This window comes from Clostridium folliculivorans, from assembly GCF_024341905.1.
Taxonomy (GTDB): Bacteria; Bacillota; Clostridia; order Clostridiales; family Clostridiaceae; genus Clostridium_AR; species Clostridium_AR folliculivorans.
In genome coordinates, this window is the sequence record NZ_BQXY01000001.1 from 368,536 (window position 1) to 386,016 (window position 17,481).

General features: G+C 30.6%; 12 protein-coding genes. 11 read left to right on the plus strand and 1 reads right to left on the minus strand.

The window, feature by feature from the left end:
* Positions 1 to 92: 92 nt before the first annotated feature.
* Positions 93 to 1,739, plus strand: a complete 1,647-nt coding sequence (locus OCU55_RS01620; RefSeq protein WP_261850574.1) for a SulP family inorganic anion transporter — start codon at positions 93 to 95, stop codon at positions 1,737 to 1,739.
* A gap of 64 nt (positions 1,740 to 1,803) precedes the next feature.
* Here OCU55_RS01620 and OCU55_RS01625 read toward each other — a convergent pair whose 3' ends face one another.
* Positions 1,804 to 2,703 carry a DMT family transporter gene (locus OCU55_RS01625; protein ID WP_261850575.1) on the minus strand — a complete coding sequence of 300 codons (900 nt, stop codon included), beginning with the start codon at positions 2,701 to 2,703 and terminating at the stop codon, positions 1,804 to 1,806.
* A gap of 397 nt (positions 2,704 to 3,100) precedes the next feature.
* Here OCU55_RS01625 and OCU55_RS01630 point away from each other — a divergent pair, with 397 nt between their 5' ends.
* The 10 genes from OCU55_RS01630 to OCU55_RS01675 all read left to right on the plus strand — a co-directional run bounded on the left by OCU55_RS01630 (position 3,101) and on the right by OCU55_RS01675 (position 17,229).
* Positions 3,101 to 5,260 carry a YhgE/Pip domain-containing protein gene (locus tag OCU55_RS01630; protein WP_261850576.1) on the plus strand — a complete coding sequence of 720 codons (2,160 nt, stop codon included), beginning with the start codon at positions 3,101 to 3,103 and terminating at the stop codon, positions 5,258 to 5,260.
* A gap of 18 nt (positions 5,261 to 5,278) precedes the next feature.
* Positions 5,279 to 7,435, plus strand: coding sequence for a YhgE/Pip domain-containing protein (locus tag OCU55_RS01635; protein ID WP_261850577.1), 2,157 nt, complete (start codon positions 5,279 to 5,281; stop codon positions 7,433 to 7,435).
* 374 nt (positions 7,436 to 7,809) lie between these two features.
* A complete protein-coding gene (locus OCU55_RS01640; RefSeq protein WP_261850578.1) occupies positions 7,810 to 9,516 on the plus strand; it encodes a diguanylate cyclase domain-containing protein in 1,707 nt (568 codons plus the stop codon).
* Between the two features lie 20 nt (positions 9,517 to 9,536).
* Positions 9,537 to 10,208 carry an MgtC/SapB family protein gene (locus tag OCU55_RS01645; protein ID WP_261850579.1) on the plus strand — a complete coding sequence of 224 codons (672 nt, stop codon included), beginning with the start codon at positions 9,537 to 9,539 and terminating at the stop codon, positions 10,206 to 10,208.
* A 298-nt stretch (positions 10,209 to 10,506) separates the two neighbouring features.
* Entirely contained in the window at positions 10,507 to 11,679 is a 1,173-nt protein-coding gene (locus OCU55_RS01650) for an NAD(P)-dependent malic enzyme (RefSeq protein WP_261850580.1), read from the plus strand.
* 250 nt (positions 11,680 to 11,929) lie between these two features.
* Positions 11,930 to 13,486: a 2-isopropylmalate synthase gene (locus OCU55_RS01655; RefSeq protein WP_261850581.1), complete on the plus strand. Its 1,557-nt coding sequence runs from the start codon at positions 11,930 to 11,932 to the stop codon at positions 13,484 to 13,486.
* Positions 13,487 to 13,665: 179 nt separating this feature from the next.
* A complete protein-coding gene (locus OCU55_RS01660; RefSeq protein WP_261850582.1) occupies positions 13,666 to 14,142 on the plus strand; it encodes a ferritin family protein in 477 nt (158 codons plus the stop codon).
* A gap of 520 nt (positions 14,143 to 14,662) precedes the next feature.
* Positions 14,663 to 15,667, plus strand: coding sequence for an ABC transporter ATP-binding protein (locus OCU55_RS01665; protein ID WP_261850583.1), 1,005 nt, complete (start codon positions 14,663 to 14,665; stop codon positions 15,665 to 15,667).
* Entirely contained in the window at positions 15,651 to 16,448 is a 798-nt protein-coding gene (locus OCU55_RS01670) for an ABC transporter permease (protein WP_261850584.1), read from the plus strand. Before OCU55_RS01665 ends, OCU55_RS01670 begins: the two co-directional genes overlap by 17 nt.
* Positions 16,432 to 17,229 carry an ABC transporter permease gene (locus OCU55_RS01675; RefSeq protein ID WP_261850585.1) on the plus strand — a complete coding sequence of 266 codons (798 nt, stop codon included), beginning with the start codon at positions 16,432 to 16,434 and terminating at the stop codon, positions 17,227 to 17,229. The genes OCU55_RS01670 and OCU55_RS01675 overlap by 17 nt, the downstream gene beginning before the upstream one ends.
* Positions 17,230 to 17,481 lie beyond the last annotated feature (252 nt).

Here is a 17,481-nt window from a genome sequence, read left to right on the forward strand (position 1 = left end):
CCAAATAAAGATTCGTAGAAGCACAGAAATCTTTATTTGGAGTCCAAGGACTGAAGTAGTTTATCTATAATTAAAATATCGGGGGGATAAAAATGTTATTAGTTCCGAAGTCTGTAACCTGCATGAAAGGATATACAAAGGAACAATTTACAAAAGATTTTATTTCAGGAATTATTGTTGCTATCATTGCACTACCTTTATCTATTGCTTTAGCTATTGCCTCAGGAGTATCGCCAGAAAAGGGGCTATATACAGCTATAATTGGTGGATTTATAGTATCTCTGCTTGGGGGAAGTAGGGTGCAAATAGGTGGACCTACTGGTGCATTTGTAGTTATAGTGTATGGAATAATACAAAAATATGGATTGGATGGTCTTATAGTTTCTACTATAATGGCGGGGATTTTCCTAATTATAATTGGGGGATTAAAACTAGGAAGTTTTATTAAGTTTATACCATCCTCAATTACAACAGGATTTACAAGTGGAATAGCCATTACAATTTTTTCAACTCAAATTAAAGATTTGCTGGGACTTAAAATACAATCAGTACCTTCAGAGTTTATAGGTAAATGGGAAGCGTACATTAAAAATATAGGAACTACCAATTTATCAAGTGCTCTAATAGCATTGCTTACGCTTGCTATTATAATTGCATGGCCTAAAATAAACAAAAAAATACCAGGAACCTTTGTTGCTATAATAATAGTAACTATAATTACGGTTGTATTTAATCTGCCAATTAACACTATTGGAAAACAATTTGGACATATATCTTCTTCTTTGCCAAGTTTCTCAATGCCAAAAATAAATATGAGGATGATAAATGAACTTTTAATGCCATCCTTGACAATAGCTATTCTTGGAGGTGTAGAATCATTACTATCTGCAGTAGTAGCAGATGGAATGATTGGAGGAAAGCATCGTTCAAATATGGAGTTAATTGCTCAGGGAACTGCTAATATCTTTTCTGCAGCCTTTGGAGGGATTCCTGTTACTGGTGCAATAGCAAGAACTGCAGCTAATGTTAAAAATGGTGGAAGAACTCCTGTTGCAGGAATGGTTCACTCACTTGGATTACTTGTTATACTATTAGTTTGCATGCCATATGTAAAGTTGGTTCCAATGTCAGCTTTAGCTGCAGTTTTAGTTATGGTGTCTTATAACATGGGAGAATGGTCTGCTTTTAAAGATATATTTAAGGCACCAAAAAGTGATTCTTTAGTTTTCATTGTTACCTTTATATTGACCATCGTATTGGATTTAGTTGTAGCCATCGGTGTTGGGGTGGTTCTGGCTTCACTATTATTCATGAAGAAGATGGCTGAAGTAACAGAAGTTAAATACATATTGGATGACGATGTAAGTGAATATGAAGAAAATTTTATAAACGATCAGGAAAATTTAGAAGAAGGCGTTGCAGTGTTTGAAATTACTGGCCCATTTTTCTTTGGAGCAGCTAATAAGTTCGTAAGCGCCATAACTGAGATGGGGGCTCCACCTAAAGTTTTGATAATAAAAATGAGCAAAGTACCTTATATGGATTCTACAGCATATCATTCATTTGAAATGCTGACTGATATATGCAAAAGTAATAACACAACACTTAAAATTATGGATGTACAAGAACAGCCAATGAAAATGCTAAGAAAATATGGCTTTATAGATATCATAGGAGAAGAAAATATATGTGATAACATAGAGCAATCTGCATTTGGAGAAAATGAAAAGGTAAGCTAAAAATCAAAAATTAAAAGGTGACCTAGAAGTTAATTATTATTTTACTTCTAGGTCACCTTTTAATTTATTTAAATTTATTTGTTCCCCAAACCCCAGTAAGGATAAGTATAGATCCAATAAAATGATATATGTGAAAGCTTTCCTTCAAAATTAAGACACCAGCAATTATTGAAACTATTGTTGATACATTAGAGAAAACAGACATTTTTGAAGCTTGAATCTTTGAAAGGGTAAAGTTAGTTAAAAAGTATGCGATTATGGAAGATATTATTCCCAAATATAAGATAGAGACTATAAAGGTCTTGTTTTTTAAAGGTTCAAAGTAGCTGTGAATATCTCCATTGATTGATACATCTATTAAGTTCATTATAGTAAAACAAAGTGCTGCAAAAAACATCATAAAATAAGTAATTTCAACTGGGGTATAATGTCTGGATACTTTTCTTGATATTATTGTGTAAAAGCCTGCTGACGTAACTGCTCCAAGTAACAATAATATTCCTAGAGGTGAAGTTTCTTGTCCACTAGTACTGCTCATAATTCCAATTAAGGCAACTCCAAGTACAGAAATTATTATAAAAACAACTCTTGTTATTGAAGGAATCTCATTTAATATATAAATACCTAATAAGGTCACTGCAATTGGTATTAAGGAGAGCATAAGTCCAGAAACAGATGAAGAGGCGTTTTTAACACCGAAAGTTTCAAATATAAAATATACTACTGGTTCTGCGAGTCCTAGGAGAAGTAAACCACCTAGAGGTTTGTTTCTATAATCTACTTTTATAACTCTAAAGATTATTAATACAGTCATAACCAAAAAGGCAAGTAAGAAACGAAATGATACAAGCATAAAAGGGCTTGCTACAGTAAGCGCTTGCTTTGAAAATAAAAAGCTAAGTCCAAAAATTATGGAACTAGTAGATACTGAGATATAAGGTAATAAATTATTTTTCTTGTCCATTAAATATAATCTCCTTAAAGTCAAAATATATATAAATATATTAATGAATATTTGCAAACTTTATAAATGTATTATTAATTGATTAAAATAATATTTTTAAGAAACCAATAATCACAAGAATTTATTATATTTTAATAGACTATCTGTGTCAAACATCGTTCACTTGATGCTTTTAGTAAATTGGCTTAAAAAGAAAACTTCTATATAATGCATTGATTGAGATGGGACAACTATTTGCTTCCCGGAAAGGTGATATATGTATTAATGGATAACTTTAAACCTAAAACTATTTTTAACCCTATTTTTAAATTCTCTCACCAGAAGCCGTGAGAGTTTTAAAAATAGATTTCGGTTCGAAGTGGTACATCTATATCTATGAATAAAGCGAGGGTATACAATGAAGAATATTTTAAAAGTCTTTAAAAGAGATATGAAGAGTATAGCAAAAAATCCTATTGCATTATTAATCGTTGGAGGATTATGCATTATTCCTTCTTTATATGCATGGGTGAACATAAAAGCCTGTTGGGATCCATATGAAAACACCAGTACTATACCGGTGGCTGTGGTAAACAATGACAGAAGGGTGACTTTTAAAGGAAAAGAAATTAATATTGGTGAAGAAGTTATCAAAAAGCTTAAAGATAACAAAAAGATAGGATGGACATTTGTCAATTCTAAGTCTGCAAGCTTGGGAGTGGTTGATGGCACTTATTATGCTGCTATTGAAATACCAGAGGATTTTTCTTCAAGCTTTATAAGTGTTTTATCAGATAACCCTAAAAAACCTCAAATAAATTATAAAGTAGATACAAAGGCTAATCCAGTTGCTACTAAGATTACAGGGGTAGCCAAAAATACATTGACTGAGGAGATAACTGCTAATTTCGTTGAGACCGTCAATGAAACTATATTTTCATCATTAAATGATGTAGGGCAAAATGCTGAGAAAAATAAACAAGATATAATAAAATTAAAAGATAACATAATTGACATGAATAAAAACATGGATTTAATTTTGAGTACTTTGCAAAACATTAATACCAGATCTGAAGACTTGAGTAAGTTTTTAACTGAAATAAAATCAACTATGCCATCAATAAGCAGTGGGCTTAATTCAGTGATAGAAAGCAATGAAAATAATAAAAATTTAATAAAGTCGACTCAAAATTCAATGAATAGTTCTTTTGATAATATTAATACAACTTTAAATAATTCACAGGCTTCAGTTTATAGGATTCAAGCTTCGATGAAGGAGCTGAATACTGTAGCCTCTGATGCTACAATTTCGCAAACTAATTCAATTATTGGTCAAGTTACTATGGAGATAAGTAATATAAGTAATGGAATTAGTTCTACTGCAGATTTTCTTCAAAAAGTGAATGAAGCAAGTCCTAATGCTGAAGTCACTAAAATGATTGCATCATTAAAAAATATTCAAACTTCATTAAGTGATGAGAAAGGTAGATTAGAAAACGCAAGAACTCATATAAATGAAGCAAATAAAATTAATAAAAATATACTTGATTCTATAAATAGCGGAATAACTGATATAAATACTGAAATAATTAATGCAACCAAACAATACAATACAAGCGCCAGAACTTCATTAAATACTATTACTAATAATCTAGTGACTGCTACCAATGACGCTACTGATTTATTAAAGTCAGCGCAGGATCTTAATAATCAAATAGATAAATTAATGAATACAGCAATTGATGGAACAAATCTAGCTAATAAGGTATCTGGCGATATGAATTATAGACTGCTTGAATTTAAAGATACCATAAGTAAATTGAGCGAAAAGTTACAACTTGTAAATAATAATGACCTTGTTCAAATAATAAGCATTTTACAAAGTAATCCTAAGTTTATGGGAGATTTTATAGCTGATCCTATTAATTTAAAAGAGGAAGCAGTAAATTCTATACCTAACTATGGATCAGCAATGGCACCTATATATACTGTTTTGGCCTTATGGGTTGGATGCCTACTATTAACTTCATTATTAAAAACCTCAGTAGTATCTTTTGAGGGAAGTGAAAATATATCACTGAGAGAAAAACATTTTGGGAAAATGATCACATTTATTACCTTGGCATCAATACAGGCTTTTATTGTGTCAGTAGGAGATAAGGCATTATTGAATGTGTATACAGTTAGCACTGCTTTAATGATAATTTTTGCAATAATTTCATCTATAACATTTGCTATTATAACTTTTACACTAGTTTCTATACTTGGAAACATAGGTAAAGCTATAGCAATAGTATTTATGATAATACAACTAGCTGGCAGCGGAGGAACATATCCTATTCAAGTAGATCCTTTGATTTTTAGAATACTTCAACCTCTATTTCCTTTTACGTATAGTGTAGGCGGTTTTAGAGAAGCAATAGCTGGACCTCTAATAAGTAGTGTGGTACTAGATTTTACTGCACTACTAATAATAGCAACAGTATTTATTTTGATAGGCTTCTTTTTCAAAGAACCCTTGCATAATAAAGTTCATAAGTTTGAAATGAGATTTGAAGAGTCTGGCATAGGAGAATAAGAATTTAAGGAGAGAATTATGAGGAAAGTTTTTAAAGTATTTAAAAGAGATTTGAAAAGTATATTGAGAAATCCTGCTGCTTTAGCTATTGTAATAGGATTGTGTATTTTGCCATCTCTTTACGCTTGGATAAATATAAAGGCTTGCTGGGATCCTTATGCAAATACAGGAAACTTGCCAGTAGCTGTAGTAAATAGTGATGAAGGAACAACATTTAATGGCAAAAATATAAATGCAGGAGAGCAAATTGTAACTGAATTAAAGAAGAACAAATCAATTGGCTGGGTATTTGTGGATCAGTGGCAAGGTAACTATGGATTAAATGAAGGTAAATACTATGCTCTAATAGAAATTCCTTCAGATTTCTCAAAGGGACTTGTAAGCCTCACTACAGTTACTCCAAAAAAGCCTGATATCATATATAGAGTTAATCAAAAGTTAAATGCAATCGCAGCAAAAATTACAAACGCAGCAAAGGATCAAGTTGCAAGAAATATTAAAAGTAACTTTGTAGATACTGTAAATAAAGAAGCACTTAAAACTATTAATTCTGTCGGTGAAGAGTTTAATATAAACAAAGCACAGATAATCCAACTTAAGGATACAATGACAGAAGCAAATGGTGATATAGGTGCTATAGAAAAATACATAACAGAAGCAAATTCTAACTCAGAGCAGCTTCAGAAATATTTGAATGCTGTAAAAACAAAATTACCAAAGATAACAGAGCAGATAAACAGTTTGCAGAAAGCAACAGAGGCAAGTAAAGAACTTACTATAGCAACAAAACAGAGCATAAATTCATTAGCTTCAACTTTAAATAATGATATAGGAAAAATTCAAAGTTTAAACAATCAAAATCAAATGCTTTTGCAGAAATTAAAAGATATAAATAATGGAACAAGTACAGATAATATAATCACAATAATAGGAGAGTTGTCTAGTATAATGGATGATTTAGATAAACTAGTAGATGCTGATATTAAGAGTTTAGATGCAGTAAATCAAAGTCATCCTAATAGTCAGATTACAGCCATTATAAATTCGTTAAAGTCATTAAAAGTTATTATAGGAATAGAAAAAAGTAATCTAGATAGTTTAAAAACATCAATAAATAGCGGATCCTCTAAAGAAAGCATAAATACATCTTTAGATCAACTCTCTAAAATAAGTAACGATATGTCTAATCAAGTGGTTAATGTATCCAATGGTTTTTACTCAAATGGAGTTTCCGTGCTAAACAATACTGCAGATAGCATGACAGCAAGTTTGGATAATATGAATTCAATATTAGAGTCTACCAAGGTTATTGTTCCACAACTAGATGCTCTTGCAAACTTTGGGATAGCAAGCAGCAAAGCATCAGTGGAACAGGCGAGTGATCTGAGCAACAAGCTAGCTGCACTCCAAATGGAATTAAGCAAATTAAGTGATAAGATGAAGGATTTAAATAACGATAATTTAGATCAGATAATAAAACTTATGAAGATGAATCCTGAGGAGATAGCAAGTTTTATATCTTCTCCTATAAATGTGAATGAAACAGATGTATATGATGCAGGGATATTTGGTGTTGGTCTTACTCCATTTTATACAGTACTAGCTATATGGGTTGGAGCATTACTATTATCATCTTTACTTACAGTTGAAGCAAAGAGCTTTGAAGACGGAGAAAAATTGAACCTTATGCAAAGGCATTTTGGAAAAATGTTGTTATTCCTAATGATCTCTATGATTCAAGCGCTAATAGTTACTTTAGGAGATAAATATATTTTAGGAGTGAAACCAGTAGATATGAGACTTATGATTATCTTTGCACTATTTTCTGCTGTAACTTTTACAATTATAATTTTTACTTTAGTATCTATATTTGGCAATGTAGGTAAAGCTATTGCTGTAGTGATAATGGTATTTCAAATTGCAGGAGCAGGTGGAATATACCCAATACAGACGAATCCCAAGATATTCGGGATACTTCAGCCTTTATGGCCTTTTACCTATGCAATAAATGGATTTAGGGAGGCCATAGCTGGTCCGATATGGGATACTGTTTATAAAAATCTAATTGCACTATTTATGTTTGCTTTAATTTTTATTATGCTTTCAGTACTTAAGAAACCATTTCATAAGTTAACTGAGTTTATGGAACATAAATTTAAAGAAGCTGGAATTTAATATTAAAGAAGTCGCTATTAGTTTAACTAATATTAAATATATTTAGATTAACTAATAGTGACTTTTTATGATATTATAAATTATATGTAAAAAATATCATAAGGCATGATATTAAATGTATTTATTATTCTTTAGAAAATTGCAATGATAGTAGATCTACGAATAGCTATATTTTATTTTAGGAAAAAAATAGTGTTGTGAAGATAGAGAATAAAAATGAGTATATTAACTATAAGGCTTTACACATTATTTAGAAAAGCTAGATACACAAAGAATCACTAATGGAAGGCCGTTAGCGATTTTTTTCATAGGGATATAAAAATATACCCTCATATAATCGATAATATAAAAAAATACTATGGAGGATAATTAAGTTGAGATTACTAAAGCCATCAATTGCATTAATGAGAAATCTCAGATACATAAAAAAATTCGCACTAATATTTGCAATAATTCTTCTGCCTATGTCTATAATGATGTCCATATTTATACTTCAAGTAAGCAGACAACTAAATTATGCTTCAAAGCAAAAGATAGGATTAGAATATAATATAGCACTAACTAATTTATCAAGAGATATTCAAAAGCATAGAGGGATGGTAACTGTTTTTCTAAGTGGAGATATAGATTTTTATAGCTACATTAAGAATAATGAAAAAGATATTGATGATGACAATGAAAAAATAAGATCTCTTAGCAGTAAGTATAATAAGCAACTAAAAGTCGAAGAACAATTTGAAAAGATTAATAAAGAATGGCTTGAGGTAAAGAATAATCTAAATGTTTCTCCATTAGAAAAATCCTTTGAGGAACATACAAAACTTATAGCTGATATAAGTGATATGTGTCAATCTGTAGCGGATATTTCAGAATTAAGGATACAAAGTAAGATAGAAAATTACTATCTAGCTGACAACTTAATAAATACACTTCCACAGATTACAGAACAAATGGGTCAAATTAGAGCCGTTGGTGCAAAATCAGTAGCAAAAGGAAATTTAGATGTGTATGATAGAGAAGCACTTGAGTTTATGGCAAAGTCAATAAAACAAAATATGAAATACACTGAAAAAAGTATGAATGTTATATCAAAAAATATTTCTAAAAAAGATCATATAGAGCAACCTTACAAAGAAGCAGTTAAAGGTACCGAAAATTTGATTTTTACCTTAAATGATAAATTATTATATCCTCAGGAAATAGCTATTAATGTAGATAATTACTTTAGCTATGCAACTGAGATGATTGACAAAGTTGATAAGTTATCATTAGTAGAGGCAACAGTGCTGCAAAATGATTATGATGAACAGATAAGACAGTTGGAATTCAGTAGAAATATTATTACTACGGTAGTAGTATTTATACTTTTTATAATAATTTATCTTTTTGGTGGATTTTATAAATCCATTTTGGAAAGCATATTATCAATAAAAGCTGTTGCAGCAAGAATCGCTAAAGGTGATTTGTCTGAAAGAATACAATTGGAATGTAAAGATGAAGTTAAAGAGATAGGTGATTCAGTTAATAAAATGTTAGATAAACTAATAGAAAGTTACTATGAAGTACAAAAGGCAAGGGATTTATCTGAAAAGATCGCAAATCATGATTGGTTGACAGGTGTTCCAAACAGAGCCTTCTTTGTGAGACAATTAGAAGAAATCATTGAGGAATTGCAAGAGACCGGAGGTACGGTTACTATTTTATTTATAGATTTAGATAGATTCAAGTGGATAAATGATAACCTAGGGCATCAAATGGGCGATATAGTTCTAAAAGTAATAGCTAAAAGATTGGTTGATATTACTAAGAAAAGAGGAATTGTATATAGGCTTGGAGGGGATGAATTTACTATAATTTTAAAGAACATCTCTCAATATGAAGAAATTGATGAATTTATTAAAATAATTGAAACAAACATTACAAAGCCTATGTATCTAAGTGAAGCTGAATATAGCGTTGGTGCCAGCATAGGCCATGTTACCTATCCTCATGAAGGAACTAATATTGATGAACTAATAAGTAAGGCTGATGTATCTATGTATATAGAAAAAAATAAGAAGAAAAGTAAAAATATAAATTAATTACAGACAAAGGTGGTATAATGGATTATAAGATGATACTAGAACAGTTATCTAGACTTCTAATAGCTTCTTTTTGTGGAATACTGGTAGGATGGGAACGAAAAAGTAGAATGAAGGAAGCTGGCATTAGAACTCATTTTATTGTAGCACTGGGGGCTGCTTTGATGATGATAATCTCAAAGTATGGATTTCAAGATTCAGAAGCGTTTTTAAAAGTTCCCATAGATCCCACAAGGATAGCGGCTCAGATTGTTAGTGGTGTTGGTTTTCTAGGAGCTGGTGCTATCTTTATGCAAAAAAATACTATTAGAGGACTTACAACTGCAGCAGGAATTTGGGTAACAGCAGGTATAGGAATGGCTATTGGTGCTGGAATATACTCTGTTGGGTTTGCAGCTACTATAATAATTATCATAGGTCAAACTGTTTTACATGCAGATTATAAATGGTTATCATCACCAAAGGCTGTACAGGTAAATGTTACTGCTACAAACCAAGAAAAAGTGGTTAAAGACATAAATGATAGATTAAAAAGTAATGGCATTGCCATTTTAAAAATAAAAATTGTAAAAAGACACGAAGATGAACTTATAGACTTAAAGATGATTTTGAAAGTAAATTCATCGATTACACCTATTGATATTGTAGATATAATTGAAAGTGATAAAAATATTAGATCAGTTGAAGTTTAATTTTATTAATACAGAAGATTTAAGGATGTACAACTTCTAACCGAAATCTATTTTTAAAGCTCTCACGGCTTCTTGTGAGAGAATTTTAAAATAATAAATTTTATTACGAAGTGGTACATCTATTCCTATGAACAGACATACTACTTCAATCATTGGACTTAAAATAATGCTTTCGATGAACCTACGAAGTATTATTTTGATAGATTTCAATATGAAGTAGTATGTCTATAAATTAAAAAGCGATAAAGTTAGTATTTGCATTTTAAAATAAGTATTAACTTATGAGAGGAGACAAATTATGAATTATTTTGAAGAAAGTCTTAGGGTGCACGAAGCACATAAAGGAAAGATAGAAGTTATCTCTAAGCTGAAGGTAGAAACAAGAGATGATTTAAGTATTGCATATACTCCTGGAGTAGCTGAACCATGTAAAAAAATACATGAAAATAAAGATGATGTATACAAGTATACAGCAAAAGGCAATCTAGTAGCTGTTGTAACTGATGGAACAGCAGTATTAGGTCTTGGAGACATAGGTCCTGAAGCTGGACTACCTGTTATGGAAGGAAAAGCCATATTATTTAAAGAATTTGCAGGTGTTGACGCATTCCCTATTGCTTTAGCATCTAAGGATCCTGATGATATTGTAAAAGCAGTAAAGTTAATTGCTCCAGGGTTTGGCGGGATTAACTTAGAAGATATATCAGCACCAAGATGCTTTGAGATAGAAGAAAGATTGAAAAAAGAGTTAGATATTCCAGTTTTTCATGATGATCAACATGGAACGGCTGTAGTTGTTCTTTCTGGTATAATCAATGCATTAAAAATAGTTGAAAAGAACATAGAAGATATAAAGGTAGTAGTAAATGGAGCAGGAGCAGCTGGTACTGCTATAGCTAAATTGTTATTATCACTTGGAGTCAAAAACCTTATTGCATGCGATAAGGTTGGGATCTTATATGACGGAATTGAAAATGTGGATGATGCAAAGAAAGCTTTAGCTAAGCTATCAAATCCTGATAAAATACAGGGAAGTTTAGTTGATGCTTTAGTAGGAGCTGATGTATTTATAGGAGTATCTGCTCCAGGAATATTAAAGGCAGATATGATTAAAAAAATGAACAGGGACTCTATAGTTTTTGCAATGGCAAATCCAATACCAGAAATAATGCCGGATGAAGCAAAGGAAGCAGGAGTAAAAGTTATAGGAACAGGAAGATCAGATTTTCCAAATCAAATTAACAATGTCTTAGCTTTCCCAGGAATATTTAGAGGAGCATTAGATGTAAGAGCTAAGGAAATAAATGAAGAAATGAAGATTGCAGCAGCTTATGCCATAGCCAACTTTGTAAAAGAAGAAGAGTTGACACCTGATAACGTAATCCCAAGTGCTTTAGATAAGGAGATTGCTAAGGTGGTTGCAGATGCAGTTGCAAAAGCAGCAAGGGAAACAGGTGTTGCTAGAGTATAAAATAATCTAAAATCAATATTACAATTAAGAATATGTCTAACTTAAATAGGCATATTTTTTACTGTATAGAAGTTATAAAATTTTAATGATAGCTAAACCTAGTGAGTTAAGCTGATTAAGATACTTCTTTAGGGTATACAGTAAAAGAATTTGCTCGCCTGCCTTGTTTTCCTCATGTATATCCGGAAAGGCAGATGCGTAAAAAGGTATATATATTTAATAAAAGATGCATATGTTGGGGGTTAGATATATGAAAAAAAGAATTTTGGTACTAGATACCACTTTAAGAGACGGTGAACAGGTACAAGGGGTAAAGCTTAATTTATATGAAAAGCTGAAAATAGCTGATCAATTAAAGAACTTAAATGTAGATATAATTGATGCAGGCTTCCCAGCAAGTTCAAACCAAGAATTTAAGACTGTAGAAACCATAGCTAAAAAGCTTGGTAGCTATACTTCAATATCAGCAATAGCAAGAGCTGTAAAGGATGATATTGATTTAGCATATAAATGCTTGAAATTTGCTGAAAACCCCTTAATTCATATATCTCTTGGAGTATCAGATATACATATTGATAAAAAGCTTAGAAAAACTAGAGAGCAGATACTACTTCAAAGTGAAGAAGCTATAAAATATGCTAAAAGATTTTGTGATGATGTTCAGTTTTCATTTGAAGACTCGATAAGAGCAGACTTTGAATATCTTTGGAAAAGTATTGAGAATGCAGTGAATGCAGGTGCAACAGTAGTGAATATAGCAGATACAGTTGGATTTGGAGTACCTGAAGAGTTCGGGGATTTAGTTAATAAAATAAATTATCGCTTGAAAAATTTAAATGACAAAATCATACTTAGCGTACATTGTCACAATGATATGGGGCTAGCAACAGCTAATACCCTTTCAGCTATTAAGAATGGTGCTGATAAAATTGAAGGAACCATAAATGGTGTAGGTGAGAGAGCGGGTAATGCAGCTTTAGAGGAAGTAGTAATGGCGCTTAAAGTTCGTGAGGAGTACTATAAATCATATACTAATCTAATAACTACAGAGTTAAAGAAAACTTCTAGTCTAGTTAGTTATATAATGGGGCTAGATGTAGCATCAAATAAGGCTATTGTAGGGGCAAATGCCTTTAAACATTCTTCGGGAATTCATAAGGCTGGAGCAATTAAAAGTCGAGATGTTTATGAGATAATTCATCCAGAAGATATAGGTAGGGAGGATTCAGATATAATCCTAACAATGCATTCTGGTAGGAGTGAGCTCAAAGATGCACTAATAAAGATGGGATTTGAAAAGTTTACTGACGAAGAGTTTAATCATATATTTGATAAGTTTCAAGAAATTGTGGAATTGAAAAAAGAGGTGTATGATTACGATATTTACTTCCTTATAGAAGATATAGTTGAATTGAATACTGATTTAGGTGATGAAATCATTGAAAAACGAAAAAATCTTTACGAACTTGTAGACTTACAGGTTATAAGTAATAGTATCTTCCCTTCTGCAAGTGTTAAGCTTAAGAGAGGCAACAAGATCTATAAAAAAAGCAGCATAGGTAATGGAGCTGTAGATGCATTGTATTCAGCTATAAAAGAGATAGCTGAACTTGATGTGGATTTAAGAGAATACAAGATAAGCAGCATATCTAGAGGTAAAGAGGCCTTAGGAAAAGTAACAATTAATTTAAGTCATAATAAAAAGAATTATATATCTAGAGCTATTGATACTGATATAATAAAGGCTAGTGCTATGGCGTTTATTAATGCTTTGAACAATATACTTATGGATAAAACGAAAATCTAATTAGATGATAAAGAATAAGGCTGCTTATAATAAGCGGCTTTTATTTTGCTTACAAGCAAGAATATATATAGATTTAGGAAAAGAGAAAAAAGTTATAATATATGCCATATATTATGTAGAAAACTATAAAAATTAGTGTATAATTTAATGGAGAACGAATGTTTTGTGGGGATGAAAAAATGTATACCATTATTGATTTGATTGATAAGCTTATTACTATTGAAAAAAATTCGGAAGAAGGTTATACGATAATCAGTGAAAATAAAGAATTAAGTGAAAGAGTAAGAATAATTGCAAAGGTTTTCGCTAAGGAGCATAGAAGACATGCTGATAAATATGAAAATATAAAAGGAAAAATTGATAAAAATATAAATGTAGAGATAGACTTTTTTACCTATGATAAAGCTGCTAAGTTGATATATGAATTCATGAAATTAAAGAAAACTAATGTAGTTTGTAATAAAGTAAAAGATGTAGTAGATATAGCCTTAAGATTTCAGAAGGAAGGCTTGGCTGTACTATTAAGTATACATGGGATTCTGATTAAATCACATTCCGATATAGGAACTGAAAACTATAAAATACTATCAACTATAATCGATGAAGAGAAAAAGCATATTAGAGATTTAGAAAAACTTAAAAATCAAAGCGTCTAATGATTTTGGAATACATATTATTGAACTTTTTTATTTAAATAATATGTCTCTTTATTTTTTATTTATTTGTAAGATGTGTAATGAAACATGTTGTATGTAGGTTCCTTTAACACTTTGTCAAGTAACTGGATAATTATGTGAAATTATGTTTGTAGTATAGTAAAGTTTTTGAAAAAAATTATATAGATATGGGCATATAGTTATAAATATTACAAATATATGAACTTAAGGTTAAGTCGTGTTTACAATTGCTTACAAATAATGTATAATATTTCTAATATGAGAGTGTATCTAGGGTTCCGGTATAAAGATGTACCGCTTCGTAACAAAACTTATTATTTTAAAAATAGATTTCGGTTCGAAGTGGCACATCCATAATTACGTCTGGTCCGAGCGATACAGGATTTTTCTACACTTTTAGGATAAAAGCCTAAAGGACGAGTCTCAAGATGAGATTTGTCCTTTGGGCTTTTTTTCTTTATAAATTTTATATAAAAAATCAATGAAGGAGGCGGCATATGTGGAAATAATTACAGTAAAAAATTTGTACAAAAAGTTTAAAGTTAAAACTAAAGAACCTGGATTGAAAGGAAGTTTACGTTCAATTGTATCTCCAAGCTACAGAGAAATTGAAGCAGTAAACAATGTTTCTTTTAGTGTTCAGAAGGGGGAGATTTTAGCTTTTATTGGTCCAAATGGTGCTGGAAAGTCAACAACTATAAAAATGATGACGGGTATACTTCATTCTAGCAGCGGGCACATTGAGGTAGCTGGTATGGATCCTGCAAAAGAGAGAAAGCGGTTAAGCTATAATATAGGAACTGTTTTCGGCCAAAAGTCACAACTATGGTTTCACCTTCCTCCAATAGATAGTTTTAATTTACTAGGAAATATCTATGATATGGATAAGACTAAACTAAAAAAAAGAATAAACTATCTAAAAGAAATATTTGAGATTCAAGAACTTATGGATATACCTGTTAGAAAGCTTTCTTTAGGCCAGAGAATAAGATGTGAAATAGCAGCATCCATACTTCATGAACCAGAAATAATATTTTTAGATGAGCCTACAATAGGATTGGATGTTGTAGTAAAACAGAATATAAGGGATTTAATTATAAAGTTAAATAGTGAAGAAAAAACAACAATATTTTTAACCTCACATGATTCAGGAGATATAGAGCAACTTTGTAAAAGAGCAATAATAATAAACCATGGAGAAATAGTATTAAATGAAAGTATAAAAGACCTTAAGCACAATTATTTAAATAAGAAGGTTATTAATATAAAGTATGATACTCCAGTCAATATAACTGATAAAGATCTTAATATAATAAAAAATAAAGAAAATGCCTTGAAAGTTGAAGTTGATACATCAAATCAAGACATAGAAGTCATTTTAAATAATTTAATAAATAAAGGAAAAGTAAAGGATATAACAATATCGGATCCTCCATTGGAAGATATAATATCTCATATATACAAATCTAATAGGGGAGGAGAAGTTCATGCGGTTAATTTATAAGTATCTTCAAATATCGAAGATAAATATGTCCAACAACTTAGTTTACTTCTGGAATTTTATAAGCAAGAACTTATTTTTTGTATTTATAATGTTTATATATTTGATGCTTTGGAAAAATATATATGGCAGTAAAGGCAATACCATAGCTGGATTTAGCTTAAATCAAATGATATGGTATTTAATATTTACAGAACTTATAACCTTATCACGAACGGATATACATCTTCAAGTAAATGATGATGTAAAGACTGGTAATATAGCATACCTTTTAAATAAACCTTATAATTACATTGCATATTGTTTTTCGTATTTTATAGGAGAATTAGGAATCAAGTTATTAACAAATGGTCTTATAGGTATAATAATAGGAGTGATATATGTAGGACCGCTTAATAGCTTCAATTTAGTTTCTTTGCCTTTTATATTTATATCATTAGTAGTGGGCTGTATAATAAACTTTTTTATTTATATAACTATAGCACTGACCTCATTTTGGTTTGAAGACAATAATGCCTTCTTTTGGATTTACTCAAAACTTATCTTTACATTGGGCGGAATGCTTATGCCTATAGAACTTTTCCCCAAATGGCTAAAGAATATATCTAATTTTCTTCCTTTTTCTTACGTAACCTATGTACCTGCAAAGTTAGCAGTTAATTTTTCTTTTTATGATTTTTCAAGGCAGTTTATGATTCAAATTCTATACCTTGGTATATTTATTTTGTTGTCAGCAACAATGTATAGGAGGGGGGCAAAGAATTTAAATGTTAATGGAGGTTAGAAAATCAATAAAATTAATATTGTACTACTTTAAGTTCAACTTATCTGCTGTAATGGAATATAGAGTGAGTTTTTTAGTGCAAGTTTTTGGAATGATACTAAATAATTCTGCGTTTATATTTTTTTGGTGGGTATTATTTAATAATGTAAACTCCATTGGAGGCTACGGATTTAAAGATGTTATGATGCTTTGGTCTATAATGTCCACTAGCTTTGGTGTAAGTTTTTTAGTTTTTGGTAACGTAGGGAATATAACAAAAATGATACTAAATGGAGAATTAGATACGTATCTTCTTCAACCCAAAGATGCTCTTATAAATATACTTTGTTCTAAAACAATAGTTTCAGCATGGGGGGATACACTGTATGGAGTAATATTATTTATCATAATGAATGGATTTCATATTAAAAGTTTTATGTTATTTATCCTGTTTTGCATCACTGGAGCTCTTATATTTGCATCAGTACTAATAACATGTCATAGTTTTAGTTTTTATGCGGGGAACTTAGATAGTCTAGCTCAACTTGTAACTGAATTCATGATTAGTTTTGCAATATATCCAGAAGGTATCTTTAAAGGAGCAATAAAATATGTGCTTTATACAGCTATCCCAACGGTATTCATGGTTTATATTCCAGCAGAAGTTGTAATAAATTTTTCATTAATAAAAGCATTAGAAGTTTTAGCAGTTACTGTAGTGTGGATAATTATTGCCTACGTAGCATTCTATAAAGGATTAAAGAAGTATGAGTCTGGTAACTTGATTATAAGCAAGCTATAAGTATTGAAGTAATTTACCTATATAAAATGCTGCTGTTATATTAATAATAATGGTAGCATTTTTACTGTAGAGAAAAAGGTAATACTATCTAAAACCACTAATTTCAATGGTTAAGGTGAGTTTTGAGGAATACTATAGTAATTAATGACATCTCTAAAGACGCTTCGTTTAAATAATTAGGTTATGATATAATTAAAAACATAAATGATATAAGGTCGTTGTAAATTGAAGAAGTTGGATATAATCTTAAAT

Excerpts from the sequence above, each read along its gene's own strand:
- OCU55_RS01620 (WP_261850574.1), top strand. The coding sequence starts at position 93 with ATGTTATTAGTTCCGAAGTCTGTAACCTGCATGAAAGGATATACAAAG.
- OCU55_RS01625 (WP_261850575.1), bottom strand. The coding sequence starts at position 2,703 with ATGGACAAGAAAAATAATTTATTACCTTATATCTCAGTATCTACTAGT.
- OCU55_RS01630 (WP_261850576.1), top strand. The coding sequence starts at position 3,101 with ATGAAGAATATTTTAAAAGTCTTTAAAAGAGATATGAAGAGTATAGCA.
- OCU55_RS01635 (WP_261850577.1), top strand. The coding sequence starts at position 5,279 with ATGAGGAAAGTTTTTAAAGTATTTAAAAGAGATTTGAAAAGTATATTG.
- OCU55_RS01645 (WP_261850579.1), top strand. The coding sequence starts at position 9,537 with ATGGATTATAAGATGATACTAGAACAGTTATCTAGACTTCTAATAGCT.
- OCU55_RS01650 (WP_261850580.1), top strand. The coding sequence starts at position 10,507 with ATGAATTATTTTGAAGAAAGTCTTAGGGTGCACGAAGCACATAAAGGA.
- OCU55_RS01655 (WP_261850581.1), top strand. The coding sequence starts at position 11,930 with ATGAAAAAAAGAATTTTGGTACTAGATACCACTTTAAGAGACGGTGAA.
- OCU55_RS01660 (WP_261850582.1), top strand. The coding sequence starts at position 13,666 with ATGTATACCATTATTGATTTGATTGATAAGCTTATTACTATTGAAAAA.
- OCU55_RS01670 (WP_261850584.1), top strand. The coding sequence starts at position 15,651 with ATGCGGTTAATTTATAAGTATCTTCAAATATCGAAGATAAATATGTCC.
- OCU55_RS01675 (WP_261850585.1), top strand. The coding sequence starts at position 16,432 with ATGTTAATGGAGGTTAGAAAATCAATAAAATTAATATTGTACTACTTT.